This is a genomic window from Nitrospirota bacterium (genome assembly GCA_016194305.1).
Classification (GTDB): Bacteria; Nitrospirota; Nitrospiria; order JACQBW01; family JACQBW01; genus JACQBW01.
Map to the genome: position 1 here is coordinate 39,013 of JACQBW010000035.1, position 23,628 is coordinate 62,640.

General features: G+C 48.3%; 16 protein-coding genes and 1 tRNA gene. 10 read left to right on the forward strand and 7 right to left on the reverse strand.

Features of this window, described 5'->3' with window-relative positions:
• Positions 1–55 precede the first annotated feature (55 nt).
• From HY200_10595 to HY200_10620, 6 genes are all read left to right on the forward strand, one after another.
• Positions 56–1,750, forward strand: coding sequence for a long-chain fatty acid--CoA ligase (locus HY200_10595; protein MBI3595393.1), 1,695 nt, complete (start codon positions 56–58; stop codon positions 1,748–1,750).
• Positions 1,747–2,937: a thiolase family protein gene (locus HY200_10600; GenBank protein ID MBI3595394.1), complete on the forward strand. Its 1,191-nt coding sequence runs from the start codon at positions 1,747–1,749 to the stop codon at positions 2,935–2,937. The genes HY200_10595 and HY200_10600 overlap by 4 nt, the downstream gene beginning before the upstream one ends.
• A gap of 171 nt (positions 2,938–3,108) precedes the next feature.
• Positions 3,109–4,329, forward strand: a complete 1,221-nt coding sequence (locus HY200_10605; protein ID MBI3595395.1) for a 3-hydroxyacyl-CoA dehydrogenase — start codon at positions 3,109–3,111, stop codon at positions 4,327–4,329.
• Between the two features lie 378 nt (positions 4,330–4,707).
• Positions 4,708–5,478: an enoyl-CoA hydratase/isomerase family protein gene (locus tag HY200_10610; protein ID MBI3595396.1), complete on the forward strand. Its 771-nt coding sequence runs from the start codon at positions 4,708–4,710 to the stop codon at positions 5,476–5,478.
• Entirely contained in the window at positions 5,479–5,850 is a 372-nt protein-coding gene (locus HY200_10615) for a hypothetical protein (GenBank protein MBI3595397.1), read from the forward strand.
• Positions 5,822–6,280, forward strand: coding sequence for a hypothetical protein (locus tag HY200_10620; protein MBI3595398.1), 459 nt, complete (start codon positions 5,822–5,824; stop codon positions 6,278–6,280). The genes HY200_10615 and HY200_10620 overlap by 29 nt, the downstream gene beginning before the upstream one ends.
• On the opposite strand, the gene rsmA is transcribed toward HY200_10620, so the two are convergent.
• The 7 genes from rsmA to HY200_10655 all read right to left on the reverse strand — a co-directional run bounded on the left by rsmA (position 6,267) and on the right by HY200_10655 (position 12,799).
• A complete protein-coding gene (gene rsmA, locus HY200_10625; GenBank protein ID MBI3595399.1) occupies positions 6,267–7,076 on the reverse strand; it encodes a ribosomal RNA small subunit methyltransferase A in 810 nt (269 codons plus the stop codon). The two genes, HY200_10620 and rsmA, sit on opposite strands and share 14 nt — an antisense overlap.
• Entirely contained in the window at positions 7,063–8,130 is a 1,068-nt protein-coding gene (gene pdxA / locus HY200_10630; protein MBI3595400.1) for a 4-hydroxythreonine-4-phosphate dehydrogenase PdxA, read from the reverse strand. The genes rsmA and pdxA overlap by 14 nt, the downstream gene beginning before the upstream one ends.
• A 161-nt stretch (positions 8,131–8,291) precedes the next feature.
• Positions 8,292–8,864, reverse strand: coding sequence for a LemA family protein (locus tag HY200_10635; protein ID MBI3595401.1), 573 nt, complete (start codon positions 8,862–8,864; stop codon positions 8,292–8,294).
• A gap of 172 nt (positions 8,865–9,036) precedes the next feature.
• Positions 9,037–9,792 (reverse strand): TPM domain-containing protein, encoded by a 756-nt coding sequence (locus HY200_10640; GenBank protein ID MBI3595402.1) that lies wholly within the window; start codon positions 9,790–9,792, stop codon positions 9,037–9,039.
• A 5-nt stretch (positions 9,793–9,797) separates the two neighbouring features.
• Entirely contained in the window at positions 9,798–10,538 is a 741-nt protein-coding gene (locus tag HY200_10645) for a hypothetical protein (GenBank protein MBI3595403.1), read from the reverse strand.
• A 21-nt stretch (positions 10,539–10,559) separates the two neighbouring features.
• Complete coding sequence (locus HY200_10650) at positions 10,560–12,344, reverse strand: HAMP domain-containing protein (protein ID MBI3595404.1); 1,785 nt, start codon at positions 12,342–12,344, stop codon at positions 10,560–10,562.
• A complete protein-coding gene (locus HY200_10655; GenBank protein ID MBI3595405.1) occupies positions 12,344–12,799 on the reverse strand; it encodes a DUF2231 domain-containing protein in 456 nt (151 codons plus the stop codon). Before HY200_10655 ends, HY200_10650 begins: the two co-directional genes overlap by 1 nt.
• 158 nt (positions 12,800–12,957) lie before the next feature.
• On the opposite strand from HY200_10655, the gene HY200_10660 reads away from it, so the two are divergent.
• The 4 genes from HY200_10660 to HY200_10675 all read left to right on the forward strand — a co-directional run bounded on the left by HY200_10660 (position 12,958) and on the right by HY200_10675 (position 23,552).
• Positions 12,958–13,030 (forward strand) — tRNA-Cys (locus HY200_10660).
• Between the two features lie 673 nt (positions 13,031–13,703).
• Complete coding sequence (locus HY200_10665; protein MBI3595406.1) at positions 13,704–14,954, forward strand: multicopper oxidase domain-containing protein; 1,251 nt, start codon at positions 13,704–13,706, stop codon at positions 14,952–14,954.
• 21 nt (positions 14,955–14,975) lie between these two features.
• Entirely contained in the window at positions 14,976–16,295 is a 1,320-nt protein-coding gene (locus HY200_10670; GenBank protein ID MBI3595407.1) for a multicopper oxidase domain-containing protein, read from the forward strand.
• A gap of 42 nt (positions 16,296–16,337) precedes the next feature.
• A complete protein-coding gene (locus HY200_10675; protein ID MBI3595408.1) occupies positions 16,338–23,552 on the forward strand; it encodes a multicopper oxidase domain-containing protein in 7,215 nt (2,404 codons plus the stop codon).
• Positions 23,553–23,628: the final 76 nt, after the last annotated feature.

Consider the following 23,628-nt stretch of genomic DNA (forward strand, 5'->3'; position numbering starts at 1 on the left):
CTGCTAAATTATAAAAACAGTTAAAGATCAACCTTTTACAGGTTCTGAAGGGTAAATGATGAATGAAAGATGGCTTAAACGCTATGATCCGGATGTTTCCCCTGATCTCAAAATTCCTTCCATTCCTCTCCATGAGATTCTTCGGGAAAGTGCCAAGCGGTTTCCGAACCACCAGGCGATGTACTTCTACGGAAAGTCTGTCACCTATGCGGAACTCGACGAGCAATCCAATCGCTTTGGCAATGTCCTCAAAAGTTTTGGAGTCAAACGGGGAGATCGGGTCACGATCATGCTCCCCAACACGCCCCACTGTGTGATCGCCTACTACGCCATACTCAAAATAGGTGCTGTGGTCGTTCAGACGAATCCCCTTTACGTGGAGCGGGAGCTCGAACATCAACTCAAAGATAGCGGTTCAGAAATCATCGTAGCCCTTGATCTCTTCTATCCCAGAATAAAAGGGGTGATGGAGAGGACCCGTCTCAAAAAAATAATCATTTGTCGCGTCACCGATTTTCTACCCCCGCTTTTGAAACTACTTTATCCGCTCAAGGCATTGAAAGAAGGTCAGCGGGTTAAGGTGGACAAGGAGTCCTTTATCGGCGATTTTATTCCTTTAAGCAGGGGAGCCTCTCATCTGCTGGATCACCAGGTGATTCCCCCTGATGAGATAGCACTGCTCCAATATACAGGCGGAACCACCGGCACGGCCAAAGGCGTCATGTTGACCCATTCGAACCTCGTGACCAATACGCTCCAATGCAGAAGCTGGATGCCGGATCTCAAACCCGGGGAAGAGACCTTTCTGGCCGTCATTCCGTTTTTTCATGTATTCGGAATGACCGCATGTATGAATCTGGCCATTGTTCTCGGTGCTAAAATGATATTGATTCCGAAGTTTAAAACGGAAGAGGTGATCAAGAATATCGAAAAAAGCAGGGCAACGGTCTTTCTCGGTGTCCAGGCGATGTATGTCGCCATCAACCATTTTGAAGGAATTGAGAAACGTGATATCTCTTCCATTAAAGTCTGCATCAGCGGAGGCGGACCGCTCCATGTTGAAGTCCAGGAACAGTTTGAGTCACTGACCGGGGGGAAATTGGTGGAAGGTTTCGGTTTAACGGAGGCTTCGCCGGTCACCCATTGCAATCCAATCAACGGAATCCGCAAGAAGGGAGCAATCGGACTTCCGCTTCCGTTAACCGAAGCCCGGATCGTCGACCTGGAAACAGGTGAAAAAGAGATGCCGGTTGGCGAGGCTGGAGAATTGATTGTGAAAGGGCCCCAGGTTATGAAAGGGTACTGGAATCATCCGGAAGAAACCCGCCAGACCCTTCGAAATGGCTGGCTCTTCACCGGAGATATGGCCAGGATGGATGAGGAAGGCTTCTTTTTCATCGTCGACCGGAAAAAAGATATGATTAAAACAGTTGGCGAAAACGTCTATCCCAGGGAAGTGGAAGAGATCCTCTTTCAGTTTCCCAAGGTGAAGGAGGCGGTTGTTGTGGGTCTCCCGGACTCGTTCAGTGTCGAAATTATCAAGGCCTATCTCGTGCTGAATGAAGGAACAACTGCGACAGAAGACGAAATCATCACATTTTGCCGGACACACCTCGCCAAATTTAAGGTACCAAAAATGGTAGAATTCAGAAAGGAACTCCCCAAGACCATCGTGGGTAAAGTCCTGCGTCGGGTTTTACTGGAAGAAGAGCTTATGAAAACAAAATTAAATCAGGGGAAATCTTTATGAAAGAGGTAGCGATTGTTGACGGAGTGCGAACGCCCGTGGGCCTTTTTGGAGGCGCATTAAGGGATGTCACCGCCCAGAAACTGGGAGAAATTGCTGTTCGGGAATTGATGAACAGAACAAAAATAGATCCGAAATCGATTGAGGAGGTTATTTTTGGTTGTGTCGGGCAGTACAGTGATGCGACAAACATTGGAAGGGTCATTGGTCTGATGGCCGGGATTCCCATTACCGTACCCGGGTATACGGTTGCCCGTAACTGCGCCTCGGGTCTTCAGGCGTTTTCGAATGGCTACCAGAATGTCCGATCAGGCGATGCGGACATTCAAATTATCGGCGGTACCGAGAGCATGAGCAATTCACCCTATGTTTCGCGCGAAATGAGATGGGGAAAAAGAATGAAGGCCGGTGTATTTATTGATGCGCTCTGGGAAGGTTTGACCGATTCTTTTTGCGGCCAGATGATGGGGCAGACCGCTGAAAATCTGGCGGAGGAATTTAAAATTACGAGGGAAGAACAGGATAAGTATGCAATCGAAAGCCATAAAAAGGCATTTCGGGCAATTCGTGAAGGAAAATTCAAGGATGAGATCGTGCCGGTTTCGATTCCCAAGAAGGCGGCGGGGAGAGATGTGACGGCGGAACTTTTTGCCCAGGATGAAGGACCCAATGTCGCATTGACCGCGGCCCAACTCGCGCTCTATCCCCCGATTTTCAAGGAAGGGGGAACCGTCACGGCGGGTAATGCCTGCCCGTTAAATGACGGCGCTGCAGCCGCGCTGGTCATGTCAGGTGAAAAAGCCAAATCGTTAGGTTACGAACCTCTCGGGTATATTCGCTCTTTTGCATTTTCAGGGGTGGAGCCGGAGCGAATGGGGATCGGACCTGTATTTGCCATTCCACTCGCCTTAAAGAAAGCAGGATTGTCGCTAAAAGATGCCCAACTGATTGAAGTGAACGAGGCATTTGCCGCGCAATACCTAGCCGTGGAAAGGGAATTGAAGCTGAATCGGGAAATCGTGAATGTGAATGGAGGCGCGATTGCATTGGGCCATCCGGTTGGCACAAGCGGTGCCCGCTTGATTATCAATCTCTTAAGAGAGATGAAAAGAAGAAATCTCACGATAGGCGTTGCGTCGTTGTGTGTGGGCGGTGGCCAAGGCGCCGCCATGGTTTTGGAACGGAAGTGACCCTTTGAAAAGGGCTCAATAAAATCTAATTTCTAATTCTGGCGAGTGAGAAGGGGTAAGTGGCTAGGCCGCAGAATCGAGACGACGGAGGCGTATGTGGGTATACGTTGACGAAGTCGAGATTCGAGAACGAAGCCAATTGCCCCTTATCGATAGCCAGCGGAGGTCTCTATGTATATTTATAAGGCGGCGGTGATCGGGGCAGGCACCATGGGCGCGCAAATCGCCCAGGTCATTTCCTATTCGGGCCTTCCTGTTATCCTGAAAGATGTCAATCAGGAGGCGGTCGACAAAGGGATTGCCACGATCCGGAAAATCTACCAGGGAAGAGTGGAAAAAGGAAAAATGACGTCGGGCGAAATGGAACAAAAGATGGCTCTGGTCAGCGGCGCGACGGGTTATGATGATTTTGCCGATGTCGATATCGTGATTGAAGCGATCTTTGAAGACGTGAAAGTCAAACAGAAACTTTTTCAGGAGTTGGAAAAAATCTGTCCCGCAGGGACGATATTTGCCACGAACACCTCTTCTCTCTCAATTTCCGCCATCGCGTCTGCGGTAAAAAAAGAAGATAAAGTGATCGGCATGCATTTTTTTAATCCCGCGCATGTGATGAAGCTGGTCGAGGTGATTCCAGGTTTAGCCACGTCTAATGAAACCGTAGACGACGTTGTGGCACTCTCTGAGAGCCTTCGCAAAATTCCGATTAAAGTGCAGGAATGCCCCGGATTTTTGGTCAACCGTCTTTTGATGCCCTATCTCAACGAAGCCGCAATTGCTCTTCGGGAAAGTGCCCAGCCGATTCAGGCGATGAAACAGGCAGATGAAATGATTATGAAGATTGGAATGCCGATGGGTCCCTATACTCTTTCGGATATGATCGGTATTGACATTTCTGAAAAGGTTTCGGATATTCTTTATGATGCCTATGGCCCCAGAATGTTGCCTGCCCCGCTGATTCATGAAATGGTTTCGGGTAAACGACTCGGTCAGAAAAATGGCGTCGGTTTTTACAGCGCGGATTCGGCGAAAGAAAAGGAACTGGAAGATTTGATCAAGAAGGCCCAGGCGGGTACAGGTTCAAAAGCAACATCGATTACGATGGAGCGGTTGATCTTTCCTATGATCAACGAAGCGGTACTGACCCTGCAGGAGGGAATCGCAACGGCCACAGATATTGATATTGCGATGCTGGCAGGAGTAGGATTTCCGCAGGACAAGGGGGGACCGCTCCACTATGCCGATCAGATCGGAATCGATGTCGTCCTGTCAAAATTAGTCGAATTTTCCAAAACATTGGGAAGCCGCTTCTGGCCCGCTTATCGATTGAAGAAGATGGTGGGTGCGGGGTATCTGGGCGTCAAATCCGGAAAGGGATTTTTCAATTATTAGGTGATTGCTGAAATGGGTCATCTGCGGCGTTCTCGCTTCTTCGGAGATCCTCATGTACTGCATAATGTACACTGCGGTCTCCTCAGTCGCTGCGGCCTGGCATATGAGCCCATTTGAGCAATCATAAAAAAGGATTTTAGAAAAAGAAGGTGGAGGCGGGAGGTGACACGGACCTCTTTTGGTCGCCGCATCGATGGATTTAATGTCGCGGCGAACCAAAAGTGGAGGGCGGTCGAGCCTCCGAGCTAACTTTGGGAGCGTTTCCACAGCGGACATAAGGCATTTTAATCTTCAATGATGCAGCCGCGCGTTCCGGGGAACTCTCCCGACTCTACCTTCAATCAACATATTATCTTTCCAAACATAGAGGAGTAAAAAATGGCGCAATTCATAACGAGCAAAGTCGAAGATCATGTCGCGGTGGTTACCATTAACAATCCTCCGGCGAATGTTCTGGGATCGAAAGTCATGGAGGAAATCGATCAGCTCTTTTCGGAAATGTCAAAAGATCCGAATGTGAAGGTGATCGTCTTTACTGGCGCGGGCGCGGCATTTATTTCCGGAGCGGATATCCGGGAAATCGGAACATTAAGCAGCGCTCAGAAGGGGGAGGAGGTTACCACCCGGGGCCAGGCCATTTTAAATAAAATTGAAAACATGACCAAACCGGTGATTGCGGCGATTAACGGATTCTGTCTGGGCGGTGGGTTGGAACTTGCAATGGCCTGCCATATCCGGATCGCCTCGGAGAGAGCCCGGTTCGGCCAGCCCGAGATCAACCTCGGAATTATTCCCGGTTTCGGCGGAACGCAGAGACTGATGAAAATTGTCGGAAAAGCTCTGGCGATCGAGCTCATCCTGACGGGAGATATGATCAATGCCGCAGAAGCCAAGGGAATTGGACTGGTGAATAAAGTCGTTCCTGAAGGGGACCTCTTAAAGCAGTCGATAGGGTTGGCAAAAAAGCTGTCACTCAAGGGACAAATTGCAGTTCAAAAGGCGATGGAAGCGATTCAGGCGGGTGAAGAGAAATCGATGGAGGAGGGACTTCGCCTGGAATCAAAACACTTTGGTCTCCTCTGCGAAACTGCCGATATGAAAGAAGGCGTAAAAGCCTTCGTTGAAAAAAGGCAGCCAAAGTTCCAATAAATGAAGAAAAAGATCGGATTACTGTTATCCATTTTGATTGTGGTGGTCGCTTCGTATTCCTACAGCGACCTGTTTGCCAAGCAAAAAGCGATCCACTCGGTTCAGAATTACCGTGCAGGTAAAAATCGGGACAATTTCAAGTCATGGCTTGAAGAGAAAAGAGATGCCCATATCAAAACGGATATAACCTGGGACGCCGGGAGGCTCAAAAAAGGACTATGGGTAGTACAAGTCACCTTCCTTTCCGAGTTGAACGAAGAGCGCTTTTTCTATCTGATCGACCTTTCATCAGGTAATATACGGGGTGCCGACAGTGGTTTCAGTGAACAGACATTAAAGGAATTTGAGGAGTCCTCCCCTGAATATATTTAATAAAACCGCGATGCTCGTCATTCTGGTCATTCTCATGGCAGGAGAAGGCTGGGGTGCCCCTGCGGTCGAATCCAATAGTCTGAAACAATTGTGCGAGGATGACGCGAAGGAACTTTTCAAAAAAGAGACCGGCAAAATGAAACTCGATAAACGGGAACTGACCTATTCCAGTCACTACAATCTGAGTTTAAAAAACTGTTTTATGATGATTAAAATATCGACCGATTTAACGATCCCGGAACCCCCCCCAACTGAAAACCTCTCCTATGATTTTTATGACGTGACCGCAAGCTCCAAAATTGGTTCTTTTTTATTACAACTCGATCGAAAAAGCAAGGTCGAGATCGTCCTCTATTGTCATGTCTCGAAGCAAGAGTGCCATTCTCTGGCTGAATGGAAAAATCTTGTAAAATCCTTTATGGAAGAATAGACCCCTTCGAAGCCATTTCAAAGAACCGGTTCGACAATTGGCTGAATTCTACCAGAGAAAATGTCTCCCCCCTTCGCTTTGAATCAAGCGATAATTCCCTAAAGACCTCATCCAGATCATTCTGATGAAATCCTTCGTCTTTTAATGAGTTTCGAATCGATTTCCTGCGGTGTGCAAATGCGCCCTTTACCACCTTGAAGAAATAGGCGTCGTTCAATGTTTCCAAATTCGATTCGGACAGGGGAGTGATTTTGACGACAGTCGAATCAACACGGGGTGGCGGTGTAAAGGAACTGTTTTTGATATGAAATGCCGGGGTGGCGGTGGCGTAGTATTGAATGAAGACAGACAAGGGACTATATTCTTTCGTGTCAGGGCCGGCAATCATCCTCATGGCGACCTCTTTCTGAACCATTAAAGTCATGGATGAAATTCTTTTTCTCTCTTGTAATAGAAGGCCGAGGAGGGGCGATGAAATCTGATAGGGAATATTGGCCACCACTTTAAATCGGGCAGGAAGAAGATTCCAATCGATTCTTAAAATATCCCCTTGAATGATTTCCAGATTGGGAAAAGAGAGAAACTCTTTCTTTAAGTAGGCGACGAGTTGACGGTCGATTTCAACGGCAAAGACTTTTCTGGAACAATTCAAAAGCTGCCGGGTCAGGATCCCTTTTCCCGGCCCAATTTCAACGATGTCCTCTTCGGGGACGATCCCGGCCGTTTGAATGATTTTTTTGACAATGTTGGAATCGTTCAGGAAATGCTGACCAAGGGATTTTTTAGGAATAATCATGTTTGATTTTCTTCTGAGCGAGGTCAGAGGCGAGAAAGAGCGCCTCCTTAAGACTGGAAGGGTCGGCGATCCCTTTTCCGGCTATATCGTAGGCGGTGCCATGGTCCACAGAGGTCCGAATGAAGGGGAGACCCAGCGTCAAATTGACTGATTTTTTAAACGCGATCATTTTTAAGGGAATGAGGCCCTGATCATGATACATCACGACAACAGCGTCGTATTTGCCTTGATAGGCCTTGTAGAAGAGGGCATCCGGAGAATTCAGATCGTCAATGGTAATTCCCTCGCGTTTCGCCATTTGGATGGCGGGTAGAATTTCATTTTGTTCTTCTTTTCCAAACAGACCGTTTTCACCCCCATGGGGGTTTAATGATGCAATGCCAAGACGGGGTGAATCGATTCCAAACAGCTGTTTCATTTCCCGGGAAAGAAGACGAATACAGCTGAGCACTTTCTCTTTTTTGATTAATCCGGGCACATTCGCAATCGGTTCATGAATCGTTACGAAAATGATTCTTAACGGTCCCCCCACCAGCATCATGGCAAACTCCCTGGTTTTGGAAAGCGAAGCAAGAAATTCAGTATGTCCGGGAAAGGAGTAACCCGCGCTTTTCAAGTTTTCTTTATTGATCGGAGCCGTTGTGATAGCGTCAATGTCTCCCCGAAGTGCCATTTTAGCCGCTTCTTCAATATACCGGCCGACAGATTTCCCGCCGGTAATGGTCGGAACACCCGGCGAGAACTCAAGCGTCGAAGAATCCGGATCGATAAGCGCGATACGATCTTTGTCAGGCGAAAATTGTTTCAGGTCCGGATTTTTTGCAATATCAATGTCGATCCCAAGGGAACCGGCGGTCTTTCGCAGGATGAGTTCGTTTCCAATGACAAAAGGCCGGCATTTTTTATAAACAGCCGGATCGCCTAGAGCCTTGATGATGATTTCAGGGCCGATGCCGGAGGGATCACCCATCGTGATCCCAATAATCGGTTTTAACCTGTTTTGTTTCTTAGTCATTGAATGGTTTAAATTATTTCCCGCTCGAGATTTCGACATCACGTCGTTGGCCTCACCGGGAAGGGTTCTTCGGAACGCGCGTCTGCGCTTACGGTGCTCGACGCCCTCCGCTTTTGTCTCGCCGCGGCATTAAATCCATAGGTGCGGCGGCCAAAAGAGGTCCGATTCACCCCTCCCGGTCTGGGGCCAACGCCTTATCGTTATGGTTTCGAAAAATCCACCTTGGGCACGGATTTGGCCTCTTCCTGAATCTTAAAATAGGGCGCCTCTTTAAAATTAAAGAAGGATGCAACAATGCTGGATGGAAACATCTTGATTTCCTGATTGAAGGTCTGAACGTTATCGTTATACCGTTTTCTTTCGACAGAAATCCGGTTCTCCGTCCCTGCCAGTTCGTCCATTAGCCTCTGAAAAGTCAGGTCAGCTTTTAGATTGGGATAGTTTTCAACAACGACCAGAAGTCTGGAGAGCGCCGAAGTCATCTCCTGGTTGGCGTTGATCTTCTGTTCCGTCGTCTGAGCGCTTCCTATCCTTGCCCTGGCGTTGGCAACCGCTTCCAGGATCTCCTTTTCGTGGGCCGCATATCCCTTGACCGTGTTGACCAGGTTGGGAATCAGGTCAAATCGGCGTTGAAGCTGATTGTCGACCTGAGCCCAGGAGCCTTTGATCGACTCGTTCATCTGGACCAGACGGTTATAGGTGGAAAATATGGACGAAAGAAAAATCAGCCCGATTAGAAGAATTGCGCCCAGAACGATCACTAACTTTTTCATATTTCTCCTCTTTTCAATTTGTGATTGAGCACCGAGCGAAATTTCGGATTGCTCAAAAAGCTTCAGTTGCAAGGCCGCAGAAGCGAGGCACCCGGAGTGTACATGATCAGTACATGAGGAGTGCCGAGCTTCGAGAACGCAGCAAATGAGGCTTTTTCAGCAATCGGCACGTTTACCAGTCGCCGGATGCGCCTCCTCCCCCACTCCCCCCCCCTCCAAATCCTCCAAAACCACCCCCACCCGAGCCACCAAATCCACCGAATCCACCGCCAAATCCTCCTCCTCCGCTTCCCCAGAAACCACCCGGTCCGTTTCGTCTTGAAAAGGGAGAAAAGAGGAGTCGGCTCAGCAAGAACAGGATGACCAGCACCAAAACCACCCCGTTAAAAAAAAGAGGGTGATCGAGAATCGATTTCTTACCTATTTGTCTTTTCCCGTCAAGTGGAATTCCTTTCTTGCTGGCGACGATCTGAATGATCGAATTGACGCCAAGCATCATTCCGGCACCATATTTCCCCTCTTTAAACTGAGGACGAATCTGACTCCGGATGACCTCTCCGGCGAGACCGTCAGGGATGATTTCTTCCATTCCGTAACCCACTTCGATCCGAATCCGTTTTTCCTTTTGGGCGGCAATCAGGAGAATTCCATTATCCTCCTTCTCCTTTCCGATTTTCCAGCTCTTGAATAACTCGTTGGCGTATTCATCGAGCGTGGCAAACGGTTCAAAAGTCGAAATGGTCACGACCGAAATTTCAATCCGCGTCTTCTTTTCAAAATCGGAAATCAATCTTTCCATTTCGGAGGTGGAAGCGGGGTCGAGCATGCCGGCAAAATCGTTGACATATCCGATTGGGGCAGGAAAGGACTGTTTGAGTTCCGCATGGGCCGGTAGAACGGAGAAAATAAAGAGCAGCAGGAAAAACATCCGATTTAAGTGAGGCGAATTTGATCGATAAGTTTGGATAATTCCTCCAGCTGATTCAGATAATCCTCAAACCAGCCGAGGTATTCTTCTTTGGAAATGAGCTTTCCCTTTTTGATCGCCCAGATTTTCAGGAAAGGCGCGGGTGACAGGTGATGTTTCCTGAAAAAGAGTTCAATAAGCTTTTCCCGTTCGATGGGCGGAGATTCATGTTGAATCAACAAAAGAGAGCGGAGGACAGGAAAAACAGAATTGAGCGAGGTCATGGCGAGATGTTCTATCTCCGCAGGCTTCTTCTCCGTTTCGAGAAATGCCTGCCGCAACCGGACCTGGATCTTCCTGACTTCGCGTTCACATTCCCTCCGGAGGTCCTGACGGTCAATGGAAAATGTGAAAGGATTCTGGCCATAGAGCAGGATATGATGGGAAATAATCTCCTGCCATTCGATGGGGAAAACGTCCCGGGATTGTTCGAGAAAATCGAGGGAGGTGAAGAGTGGAGGCGTGATCCCGCGCTCTTTCCAATAGTGGGCCCGCTTCTGATATTTTAGAAGATCAAAAAACTTGAGCTCTTTCATGACCATCAGAAGATTCACATTGGATTTTCCCGGTATATAGTTGACCCCTGCGCCGCTGCCATAAAGAATCAGAGAGGAAAGGGATTCCCTGAAGAGCGGAATCATCTCTTCAGAAAAGGCGGTCAGAAGGGGATAGAGGTCCGGGTGGACCGAATCAAGCGGGTTCGTCATGCCGGGTTCAGCGTAGACAATTTAAAGTTTCTTAACCGGTGGAATTTTGCGTACATTCTCAATGGCGTTACCCACCTGATGCCCGATCGCGGTTAACAACTCTTCTTCCTGTCCCGAAAGGGGATGAGGCCTTTTGAAGAGAAGTGTAAGGCCGCCGGTGACCTCTTTCTTAGAAAAGAGCGGAACAGAAGCCGTGGTGGAGAAATCAAATGAATCGGGTATCGCAACTTCGTTGGACCCGTTTTCAACTCCTGCATTCAGGCAGATAAAAAAATCTTTCTTATTAAGAAAGACATGCATGATTTTTTCAAAAAAGACCTTGCTTTCGGGCTGTTTCAAGAGCGAAGAAGGAATCCCTTTCAGAAAAATATCAGCGGAGGAATCCATAAGAGAAATAATGACGCCATCGGCTTTCATCATCCCCATGACTTTTCCCGGGGTCACCGATAAGATCTCTTCCCGGGTCTCACATTCGTTCAACGTGGCGCCCATGGAAAAGAGGGTATACATTTCATTGTTTCTAAGCTCCAGTTCACGGGTCCGAATTTCCAGCTCCTTGGTGCGCTCTGAAACCTTTTGCTCAAGACCGAAATAGAAGGTCTGCATCTTTTTCGCCATCTCGTTGAATTCATTCCCGACATCTTCGATTTCATCCCCGGTCTTGAGGTTGATGCGATGATCCAGTTGGCCGTCTCCGATCAATTGAATGCCAGTTTGCAGATCTCGAATCGGTTTGACCAGATTCTTGGAGACGATCCATCCCAAAAAGGTCAGAACGCCAAAACCGAGAACACCCGCTGAAAGAATCCATTTTAGCAAAGTGTAGATTGGCGCAAATGTTTCTAGCGGATCCTGACTCGTAAAGACATACCAGGACTTCCCGCCAAAATTATCCGGTCCGGAATGAAAGGTAATATCGAGAGGCGCAAATCCGTTCAAGGCTTCTCTGCCGGGATAGTGGACATCCGCGTTGCTGACACTCCATCCTGCCTCGGACTTAAAAATATTTTTTTGCAATTCAGCGGTGAGCTGATGTGTTTTGGTCGGAAAGATGGGACAAAAAAGAAGCGTGCCGTCCGAACTGGCCAGCATCGTATGGTCTCTCTTTCCGGATTTAATGTAAGTTACCCATTTAAAGAAGATGTCGGCATTATGAACCATATTCAATATGCCGATGATCGAGCCGTTCCTGTAAATCGGGGATGCGATATTAAAGGTGTAGTCATTCACCGCCGGGTCGAAGACGATGTCGCTGATAAAGACTTTCCCTTTCCCTTCCGCATAGGCTGTCTGCCACCATTTCTCCTTTTTGTAATTATAAAGAGGGGTCTTCTTGTCTGACGCGATGACATTTCCTTCAATATTGGTCGCGTAGATAAATCGATGAATTCCGGAATTCTCTTTCTCTTTGTTTTCGAAAGCCTCATACCCTCTGAAATAGAGGGAGGCTTCGTTTTGAATGATCGTTCGGATTACAGGATCTGTCTCGGTATATTTTGCCCAATTTGCCTCAATCTGTTTCTGATTGCGGACAGGTCCGGACAGATTGGATTTTTCAACGATATTCGTAATGTCGAGGGTCGATGAGAGAAAATGCGCCTCTTCAAGGTGATGATCGATCATCGTTTCAAGCCGGTTGCTGGTGACTTCGGCCAATTCAGCATAGCCTCTTCCAATGGTCTGTTTAAGCGTGGATTTCCCAAAAGTGTAGACAAGCGCAAGACCGAGGACGGTTGAGATAAAGCCGACTGTCAAAATGGAGAGGGTAATCTTGTTCTGCAGGTTGGTTCTAAAGATTCGAAACATTATTTCGTCTGCGACGGGACGGGGAGTTGTTGAACCGCCGCGCCATATTCGTATACCAGTTTTCCCCCTTTAAACGCGGCATAGCTTAAGAGGAGAATGGCGACGAAACTAAGGAGGATATAGAGGTTAAAAACCTGACCCGAAAGATCGCCTTTTTTGAAGAATCGGAAGACGAGAAGGACGACAAAAATGACGAGTGCGACCATGGCAAATCCCTTATGGTCATCGATTTGCCGTTCGCTAATGCCGGACGACTCGATTTTATCTTCGATCAGGATGCCCGCGCCAGCGGCTAAAGCACCCGTGATGACCGCGAGGATCAGGATATAATAGCCCATTTTTTGAAACTCCTTTTTCCGGGTAAACCGAAAAAGAATATCAAAGAAGAACGAGGTGAAAAATAACGCAATAGGAAAATGAACCAACATCGGATGGAGATGAAGAATATTAAACATGATGAGAATGCCCCACAAATTTATAAAATATTGAAAACAAAAGTAATATTTATATTACAAGATTCAGCGACAAGCGTTGCGGGTAAAGTTTCAATTGACATATCTTACACCTCCTTGTTAGAATGTTCAACTTCTATTCGCTCAATTTCGTGCATTTGGGCGGCGTACCCAAGTGGCTAAGGGAGCAGTCTGCAAAACTGCGATTCATCGGTTCGATTCCGATCGCCGCCTTCCCCAAAATCTCCTTTACGAACCCCTTTTCCACACTCCTGGCAAGCTTCATCTGATACAAATTCGTGATACAAATTCGTTCAATACCTGTCACAAAATTCATTTTTGTCTTTTCCATAGGACATACAGTGAATTTCTTCCCATAAATACGACAACATCTTTTCGACTCTCACCTTATTCGGAACGACGATATTGTAGGAAACAGCCGATTATCACCTTCATCTGGCCTATGTTGTCCTATAAAGTCATTAAGTATCTGATTATGGTAATATTTTACAGTGGAATATAAGTATAAAATAAAGTAACTAAAATAACTTTTAATATCCTAAAAAGATAATATTTTATATTTTTAGGTAAATATATTTTCATTAAAAATATTTAAATATGTTTTAAAATTAAATAAATATTAATAATATGAAAATTAAAAATATTTATTCATTATTTATTATTAATATATTTCATTATTATTATTTTAATTACAATTAGTTACAAATACGACATCAGATAAATTCGATATCTAAGTCTAATTATTTAGACAATTACATAATAATTTGGCATTTTGATTGAATTTTGGCAGTTTTATTGCATTTAAGCCTAGGAAAGAAATTATGAGGTCATTAGTTTTAGCGTCGTGAGGTTTAAATTCTTGAAATTGAAACAAGGAGAAACGGATATGCGGAATAGATTGAAAAACATTTTCCTGGCCCTGTTAGGGATATTATCGATTTTTATCGTTTATAATATACCTGTTGCGCAAGCGATTGTGCAATGCCCTGCCAATGATCCTTTGGCGGTCTGTATTCGGTTGGGTGCGACCGATGGTTATACCAAAGGGGCCGATGGGGAAGATCTCTATATTTTCGGTTTTGTCGATCTGACCGGCGTTCCCGAAAATGAAATCGTGAATTATAAGGGCCAGGCCCATCTTCCAGGTCCGATGATTGAAGTTTGGGAAGGCCAACATCTCTATATTACAGAGACAAACCTTGGCTTCAGTAACCGAATCGATCTGTTTGATCCGCATACGCTTCATTTTCACGGTTTCCCTCATGCGATGGCGATTTTCGACGGGGTTCCGGATAATTCGATTGCCGTGAACGACGGGCAGGATTTTACCTATTTTTATCAACTCAACGACCCGGGGACCTATCCCTATCATTGTCATCAGGAACCGGTTGAGCATATCCAGATGGGCATGGTCGCGTTGATCAATGTTCATCCGTTACAGGACGTTAGCCTCTACCCGGATCAGACGACCGCACTCGCCGCGCTCAAAGCAAAAGCAGGAATTGGCGACTTCAAATTCGCATCAAACGGATATGCCTATAACGACGGCGGAACGACTCCCGGTACCTCCACGACCTATTTTGATCGAGCCTTTAACTTCCTCATCGATGATATCGATGCCCGGAAACACCACAATGATGAAACAATTCAGGAAAGCAAGAATGAATGGCACGACTACCATCCCAATCAATATATTTTAAACGGCAGGGTCTATCCGGACACACTCCTCGCTCCGAATGATTCTACGATGACAAGCGGCCACGATTATATCGGAAGTACCTCCGCGCTTGTCACGGCAAATCAGGGAGAAAAAGTTCTTCTGCGGATGGTCAATCTTGGTTATAAAACCCATACCTTGACGATTCCCGGAATCACAATGCGTGTTATCGGTGAAGACGCGAAAATTCTTCGGGGTCCGACCGGCCTTGATCTTTCCTATTCAAGAACCGGGATCGAACTTGCCGGAGGCAAAACAGCTGATATACTTCTGGATACGGCTGGGGTTGCAAAGGGGACCTATTTCATGTACGCGAGAGAACTTAACCAGGAAGGCTATTTAAGTCTGACCGATATTTTGACGAACGCCCCGCAGAGTGAAAACAACGGCGGGATGATGACTCAGATTATCATTAATTAAATTAAGGTGATGGAGAGACCCATGGATTTTTCGAAGACAAAAAGAATCGTACTTGCCGCTTTCTTAACCTGCTTGATCGTAGGGGGGGCGCAGTCCCTTTCGATGGCTCAGGACATTCATCTCAAGGCTAAAAAGGGGTTCATTACCGAGCCGGATGGAAACGGGGTTCCCATGTGGGGATTTACCCAGGATGGGAATTTTCGCTACCCGGGTCCGACCATCGAGGTCAACCAAAATGAAGTCGTCAATGTCTATCTGCAGAACATTGATGTTCCTGAACCTGTTTCGATTGTCTTTTTTGGACAGGAAGGCGTTTCCAATCAGGATCCTGTCTATGTGACCAACGACGGTTTAACCACAACGTTACCTGGCGATAAGCGGACGTTAAGGTCGATGGCGGCGGAAGCGCTCCCGGGTGGAGCTGAAATCCTCTATACTTTTACGGCAAGCAAAGCGGGTACCTACTACTATCAGAGCGGGACTCATGCGGACGAACAGATTGATATGGGCCTTTTCGGCGGAATCATTGTCCGACCCACAGGGTACAATGCCGCCACGAACAAGATTGCCTATGCCAATTGTTCAAATTGCGGATACGACCGGGAATTTCTCTTTCTTTTGAGTGCCGTCGATTCCATCCAGCATAACCGGGTTGAAGCAGGCCTTCCATACGAGAGCACCTCTTATATGCCCTCATATTGGTTTATCAACGGGCGTTCATTTCCCGATACACTTGAAGAGACCTATCCGGAATCAGCCCAATTTCAAAGTCAACCGATGAATGCGCTGGTAAAAAGCTATCCCGGAGAAAAACTATTGTTCAGAACAATTACGCTGGATCGTGACATTCACCCCTTTCATCATCACGGCGTCCATGCGCTGGTTCTGGCAAAGAACGGCAAACTCCTGCAGAGCGCTTCTTCGGCACCCTTGGCCGACCTCGCGGTCCTTCAATTTTCACAATCTGTTCCGGTCGGTGAAACCGCCGATTCGATCTGGTCCTGGGATGCCAATGATCCGAGTGCCCCTCAAATGGGTGGAAGTCATGAAACGATGCTGGGATATGATATCTATGGTAACGATCAAAATAACCTCATTCCGGTTGCCATTCCGCAAGACCTTGCTTTAGTGCATGGTCCATTTTACAGCGGCAGCCCGTATCTTGGGAAAACCGGTGACCTTCCAGTCGCAGAAACGGCGGTGAGTCTGAACCATGGCGGAGAGCATTATATGATTTTTCATAGCCACCATGAAATAGAACTAACCAATTTCGATGAAACTCCGGGTGGGATGATGACCCAGATTATGATCTGCGCTCCCGGTGCTCAAGCTTGTCAATAAAAGGATCGGCGCTATAATTAAAAACAGTCTTGGAAATGAAACATGAAAACGGAATTAGGAATTAACCGAAAAAAAGGGATGGAAACCATGGCTAAGAGAAGTGGATTGAGACGATCAATGATGTTCTGCGGGCTTCTGTTATTAAGCCTCGTGCTTCTGAATTCTGGGAAAGGATGGGCGGCGGCCTACAATCTTAAGGCCACGACCGGAACGGCAACCATGCCGGACGGTGCCGTGATCCCGATCTGGGGATATGCGGCTTGTACGGATGAGACCTTTACATCGTGCGGGCCGGCCACTCTACCTGGACCTCAGTTAGAGGTGACAGATGGATCATTGACGATCAACCTGTCCAATGACCTGCCAGAGCCGGTTTCAATCATGATTCCGGGTCAAACCATTCAGCCGACTCCGACAGGAAAATCCTTTACGGTTGAAGCGGCATCTGGCGGGGGAACAGCCTCCTATACCTTTAGTAATGTCCGTCCCGGAACCCATCTTTACGAAAGCGGATCGAATCATGCGAAACAGGTTCAAATGGGACTTTACGGCGCATTGATTGTCCGCCCGGCGGGATTTTCTTCTTCGAATTTAATTGATTTCGATTCAAACAGCACTTTCAATCAGGAAAGAGTCCTTCTTCTTAGTGAAATCGACCCGGACTGGCATGCTGCGGTTTCCGGTGGTCAGCAGTATAATGGAATCTATTTTAATCCCAAATATTGGTTAATGAATGGCAAGGCCTATCCTGAAACCCAGGATCTCATTACCAAAAGCGGCAACAAAATGTTACTCCGTTATCTCAATGCCGGTGCTCAGGATCATGTCATCGTCATACAGGGTATTTCTCAGCATGAAGTGGCTAATGACGGATATCCTGTAAATTACCCCCAGGATACTTACACGGCGTTGGTGAATCCAGGGGAGACCCGGGATCTGATGATCACCCCTTCTGCTATGGGGACGTTCTCATTGTTTGACCGAAGACTCGATATTACCAATAAAGATAAATTTCCGGGTGGAATGATCTCAATGCTCCGGGTCATTGATTCGACCCTGACAGGTCTTCAGATTTTATCGACGGCACCTGGCATGGTCACTGTGGAAAATCTCTATTCCTATGATACGGTGGCGATTGACGCCGACCATCTTGATGCAACATTGATTTATACCATTGTGCCGGGACCCAGTACAGTCTCTTCTCTGACGCCCGCGACAGTGAGCGTGGACCCGTCGACAGGAAGAATAACCTGGCCGACCATCCTTGCGGATAATTCTGCGACAAACGGATCTTATCCGATGACGCTTTCGGTTTCAGATAGTTATGGTGGTCCGGTTAGCCAGACCTTTAATGTTTATGTGAACAGTAATCCCGCATTTGGTGGCGCGCTCGGTAGCGTTTCTATTGCGGCAGGGTCTACCTATTCGGGCAATGCGTCGGCAACAGACGCAGACGCAAGCGATGTGGTCTCCTATGCGCTCTCTTCCACCATGGGCATGTCAGGATTGAGCATTAATCCATCGACAGGAGCATTAACGTGGAATACCAGCACCTCTTCAGCCGGGCTTTACAATTTTAATATTGTGGCGACCGATGGAAAAGGGGGTATCGCTTCTCAGGTCGTCGCCGCAACCATAACCTCCTCATCTCCTCCGGCGGTTGTGCAGAGCGGGATCTGCGACAACAGAACCGATTGCCAGAATGTGACTTTATCGGCGGTTGAGTTTGGGAATACAGCCACGTCCCTGACCACTTTTCAATTTGTCATCAATGTCGATAACACGTCTAAAGTCGATCCCGATACCGGCGCGTGCGATCCTTGTCCTTCAACCCATCTTTGGGAAAGTAATTCTCCTGTCGCCGCAGTGGGAATGGTCACTGCTGCAACTTTTGGAGTCAGCAATGTGGTTCAGCTTCCTCCGGGAAACTATTTTGTCACAATCCATGCCGGTGAAGGTGATCCGAGCAGCCCTTATTTCAGACAACAGGTTCGAAATGGTGGAACTTATAAATTGGATGGTACTCGTTTTAATGTCAGCGGATCGCCCGTTCCGGTACAGCTACAACTTCATAAGAATCCTCTCCCATTAGGTCAGATCACCGTTCAGGTCTTCTGGGACAATCGGGCACTCAACGCCGAATGGGACGTTGCGACGGAAGGGGTTCCTTTCCGGACACTCGACAATTTGGGAAATCCAATTCCAGATCATTTTAAAGTTCTTGTTCATGACTCTCTTGGTCAGGTGACGACCGATGCTTACGCGAATCCGCTCTGTACCGAATATACAAAGGATGCCAACGGCCAATATATCTATGATCCCGCTACCGGCGCCCCGATTGCCATCAACTCAGATCCAAATAACGGGGGGGCGAAAGGGGGAGCGGTCTGTATGACCGACGATAACGGATTTCTCCGTATTCCCAATATTGCTCCCGGTCTTTATGGTGTTGTGGCGTTTCCACCGGAAGATTCCGATTGGGTTCAGACCACGACCATTGAAGGAACCAAATCGATTGACGCCTGGGTTCGTGAAGCCGACAACGGAATTCTTCCCGAAGGTTTGTCTGCCCAATCTTATGCAATTCTGCAGGGATTTGTCCGCCCCTGTAAATTCAGCACGGTGATTCCATCGGGTGCCGACCCCTGCCCGACCTCCCATAATCCGGGAACCGGAATAATTCATGGTCAGGTGAAAGCCGTTGCACCGTCAAGACCTCCTTACCTCTATGCCGATGGCCTTGGTAAACCTGTGGTTCATCCCTGGGTCGCCCTGTCCAATACAGGTGGAAACCTCGAACAGGTTGCTTTGATACAGGGGGATGATCAAGGAAACTTCTCAATCGACCATGTTCCGGCAGGTGCGTATAATGTGGTCATCTGGGACGATCCGAAAGATTTTATTCTGGCGATCTTTGCGGTCACGATCGCAGACGGCCAAAATCTTGAACTTTTTGATCCTTTGATTTCGACTGACGGCAACAGGGGCATAGGCCTCTTTGACTGGTGGGGCCGATTTGTCGGAAATGTCTTCTACGACGCGAATGAAAACGGAATTAAAGACGAAGGAGAGAAAGGTCTTGTTGGCGAGTATGTGGAACTCCGTAAGCGGGATGGGAGTCTGATTCAGTCGACCACCACCGATGCCAACGGATATTATAACTTTAGAGAACATTTCCCCTGGTATGGCTGGGATATAGCCGGAATTGGTTACTCACGCTTTGGAGACACCGGGCTCACTTATTGGGCGGGGCTAGAGCAGGCAAAGATGGGGCAACCGATCACAGAAGGACCGGTCACCATCAAAGGGCCCCAGCTTGTGATGGGGGTTCTCCCGATTGCCGGTGAAACCAATCAGATCGATTGGGGGAAAAAGCCTTATCCATTGAATGATCCCGACACCATCACTCCATTTACAGGTGGAATTTCGGGGGTCGTCTGGTATGCGTCAACCCGCAATGAGAATGATATTGCTTATGCCGCGGCAGACAACTGGGAAACGGGTATTCCTGATTTATGGTTAAACTTATACGAACGGCTCGTCGATCCCAAAACGGGCAAAACCGTCATGGATCCTGTCACAGGTGCTGCGGTAAAAGGGAGGCTTCTTGGAAGGGCAATTACCGACCATTTTAATCGGCCCGAACAGATTCCAACCCATTGCCCGATCATCGATTTCACCACGGGCACGCCGGGGTTTGATGAGAATTGCACCGAAACCTATATTACCTGGGCTCAGGTCAAGCCGGGTGTCTATGATGGCGCCTATCAATTCTTCTTCGACCAGAGTAATCCGGCCGATCGTGCAAACCTTTTAAATTGCGACGACGTGGGAGTGGACGTCACCGGACTTGATCCAAATAAATGCCGCCCTCTTCGGGCAGGAACTTATCTGGTTGAACTTGAGGTCCCGAATAATTATTCACCGTTGACTGAGAATGACCGAAACGTGATCGATCAAGGGGATGTTTTCAAACCGACCCCTCTTAGAGCGCCCCCCTCTTGCGTCGGCCCTCTTTATTCGGTCATTTATCCGGATGATACGAATAGTAATTATGTCAATGGAACGAAGGCAAACCTCTGCACTTTGAAAGAAGTGACCGTGGATCCCAATGCGAATGCGGCAAACGATTTCCATCTTTTTACCGACGTTCAGATTCCTGGGCATATGGTCGGATTTGTCAACGACAATAACAATTTCGCCGCCAAAACAACCTCTCCCTGGTTTGGCGATAAAGAGGGTATTCCCTTTCTTCCGATTTCAATCCGCGATTGGGCGGGAAAAGAGATCGACCGGGTTTATACCGATCAGAACGGGATGTTTGACCTGCTGGTCCCTTCGACCGCACGTCCTAATGCGCCGAAACCGACCGGGTATTCTGAAAATGTCGTTCTGGTGACCGCAAATGATCCGGGTACGGCCCAAAATCCTGACCCTCATTTTAACCCGAATTATGACTCACTTCTGGTTCAGTTTGAAGTGATGCCGGGACGACCAGTCTTCCCCGATATGGCGTTGACACCGGTAAACGGACTTCTGGCCCAGATGAAAGTCGACTGCGGACCGGATGCCACAACGCCTCAGGTATCTTATGTCGATGACCCGATCAAGCCTAGAGGACAAACGCTGACCGTAACCGGGACAGGTTTTGGATCCACCGCTGGAAGACTGTTAATCGATTCCACTGTGATTACGGCCACTAGCTGGAGTCCAACCGTCATTACCTGGACCATTCCAAGCACATTTGCAACGGGTGCTCACCAGTTGACGGTTCAGGGAAGTAATTTGAAAGTCAGCCCGGCCGGAATAACCGTTCATATCACCGGTACCGGCTATAACCCTCACATTGTTGACGTCAGTCCAGGTGGCACAAGCCTCCATCCGATCCAGGACGCAATCGATGCGGCAGGAACCGTTTCCGGAAGCGTGATTCGAATTCACCCCGGCACCTATCGGGAGAACCCGATTGTTTATAAAAATATCTCCCTTCAGGGTTATGGCACCGCGGGAGTCAATGCGACCATTATCGACGGCGGATATCTGACCATGGGAACCTCTCTGGCGCTTCAGAACGACTGGACCAATAAAATGACCGCCGTGATTGCCAGCACCGATGTGACGGTGGTGGATCAACAGCCGATTTCAGAGACGATGAGCACCATTACCGTTTTTGGACGTGACGGATCAACCCGTCGTATTCGAATTGACGGATTAAAAATTCAAGGTGCGCGTGGCGGAAGCGGTGTCCATGTGAATGCTTACGCCAGCAATACGATTGTCAGCAACAATCTGATTCAAAATAATATGGGATCCCTCCTCACTTCTGGCGGGGGAGTCTCTCTCGGATTTCCGAACTTCGGTAGTAACGTCATCAGCAATCCCCGCATCCACCATAACAAGATTATCAGTAACGGTGGAACGCAGGACGGGAGCGGTGTTGCGGTCTACGATGGTGTCGGTCCTTACCAGGTCGACCATAATCTGATCTGCGACAACGGATCGATGGTCAATGGAGGAGGTATTGCGCACTTCGGGACCAATCCTTCGACGTCTGCCGGATCGATCGACCACAACGACATTCTCTTCAACTGGGACAATCTCGCAGGGGCTGGAATTGCGTTGGAAGGTCCGCCCAATGCGAATGTGACCCTGCCGTCTGTCGGAACCGGTCCGGTCTTGATTGATACCAACCGGATCTACGGGAACTTTGCCACACAGGATGGCGGTGGTATATCCGTTCGATATGTCAATAACAGCAGTATTCGAATTCAGAATAATATGATTACCAATAACATGACCTCAGACGCGGCGGGAGCCTTGTCGGTGCGTGACGCGGCCAATCTCGTGGTGATCAACAACACGATTGCCAATAACAATGCCACGGCATCCACCAATATCCTGATCCCCGGCAAGCAGGCGGGTGGTATCACGATCTATCCCAATACCCTGCCGTTCCAGAATAATGTGATCAGGGCCAATTCGCCCACGGTGAGCGATATCCATCTTTACAACAATATCATGTGGGGTAATGATGCCTATCAGTGGAATGTGGCGGGGAGAGTGCTGGCAGATGTCGGACCAATCGATCTTGACGTCTACGGGGTTCCCGGTGCGACATTAACCCATGTCGAGGACAACCTCTTTACAGCAAGTGCTGTGACCGCAACCATCTCTAATACGAGCAACCAGTTTGGGGCGAATCCGGCATTTGTTTCGTCCGTTGCGAATGCGGTGACCGGTCAATATGTCCCTGCGCAAGGGGATGTGATCAGTCAGGTGATTGTCCATTACCTTCCGCTTACGGTCTCAGGGGATTATCATGTTCAGACGACTTCGCCGGCACTTGAATATGGCGGCAGAACGTTTGAAGCGGGAAGAATCTCCGCGCCGACCACTGATTTTGACGGTCAGGCCCGTCCGATCGATAACTGCATTGATTCCGGCGCCGACGAGACCCAGGCTGTAACGGTATGCGTCGTACATCCAGATCTTGTTGTGAGTGCCTTATCAGCGGTGATTGGAATCGTTCAGCCAGGCGGAACATTGCTGGTGACCAATTCCGTGACGAATCAGGGCAATGGAAGTGCGGGGGCTTCGACACTGGCCTTTCATCTCTCGAAGAACAGCATTTATGGGGATGTGGACGATGTGACTTCTCCGACGACAAGGGCGATTGCCGCTCTGTTAGCCGGAGCGTCAAATAACGCCTTGGCCACAGCGGTGACCATTCCAGCCAATACACCCCTTGGAACCTATTACCTCTGTGCGATGGCAGATAGTACCCTGGCGGTTGCCGAATCGGACGAGGGTAACAACTCATTCTGCACAACCTCTACGATAGAGGTGGTCCAGGCCGATCTGATCGTGAGTACGATGGGCACCCTCTCGAAGACATCAATCTCCCGTGCGGGTAGCAGTACTGTCCGGACCTTTACGGTGCAAAATGCCGTCCAGAATGCTGGAAATCTGCTGGCCGGACCAAACGTTCTAGGGTTCGTCTTGTCGACTAACCCGAACTATACCGGGACCGGAAGCAGTGTTGCCCTCTCGGGAACCCGGACGATTTTCTTGCTTGGCGCAGGGGCCTCGAGTCCTGGGACCGGAACGACGACCTCCCCGAATCTTACGGTGGGGACGACCACGCCAACCGGTACTTACTATGTCTGCGGAAAGGCGGATATTAACAATAACGTGAGTGAATCGAATGAAGGCAATAACTGGAAATGCACAGCGTCTACGTTAACGATCACGCCATAACAGATCGGTAAAGTAGCAACAGCTGAATACTTGAGGGGGTGGCGCACAAAGGTGCGCCGCCCCTTTTCTTTGGTTG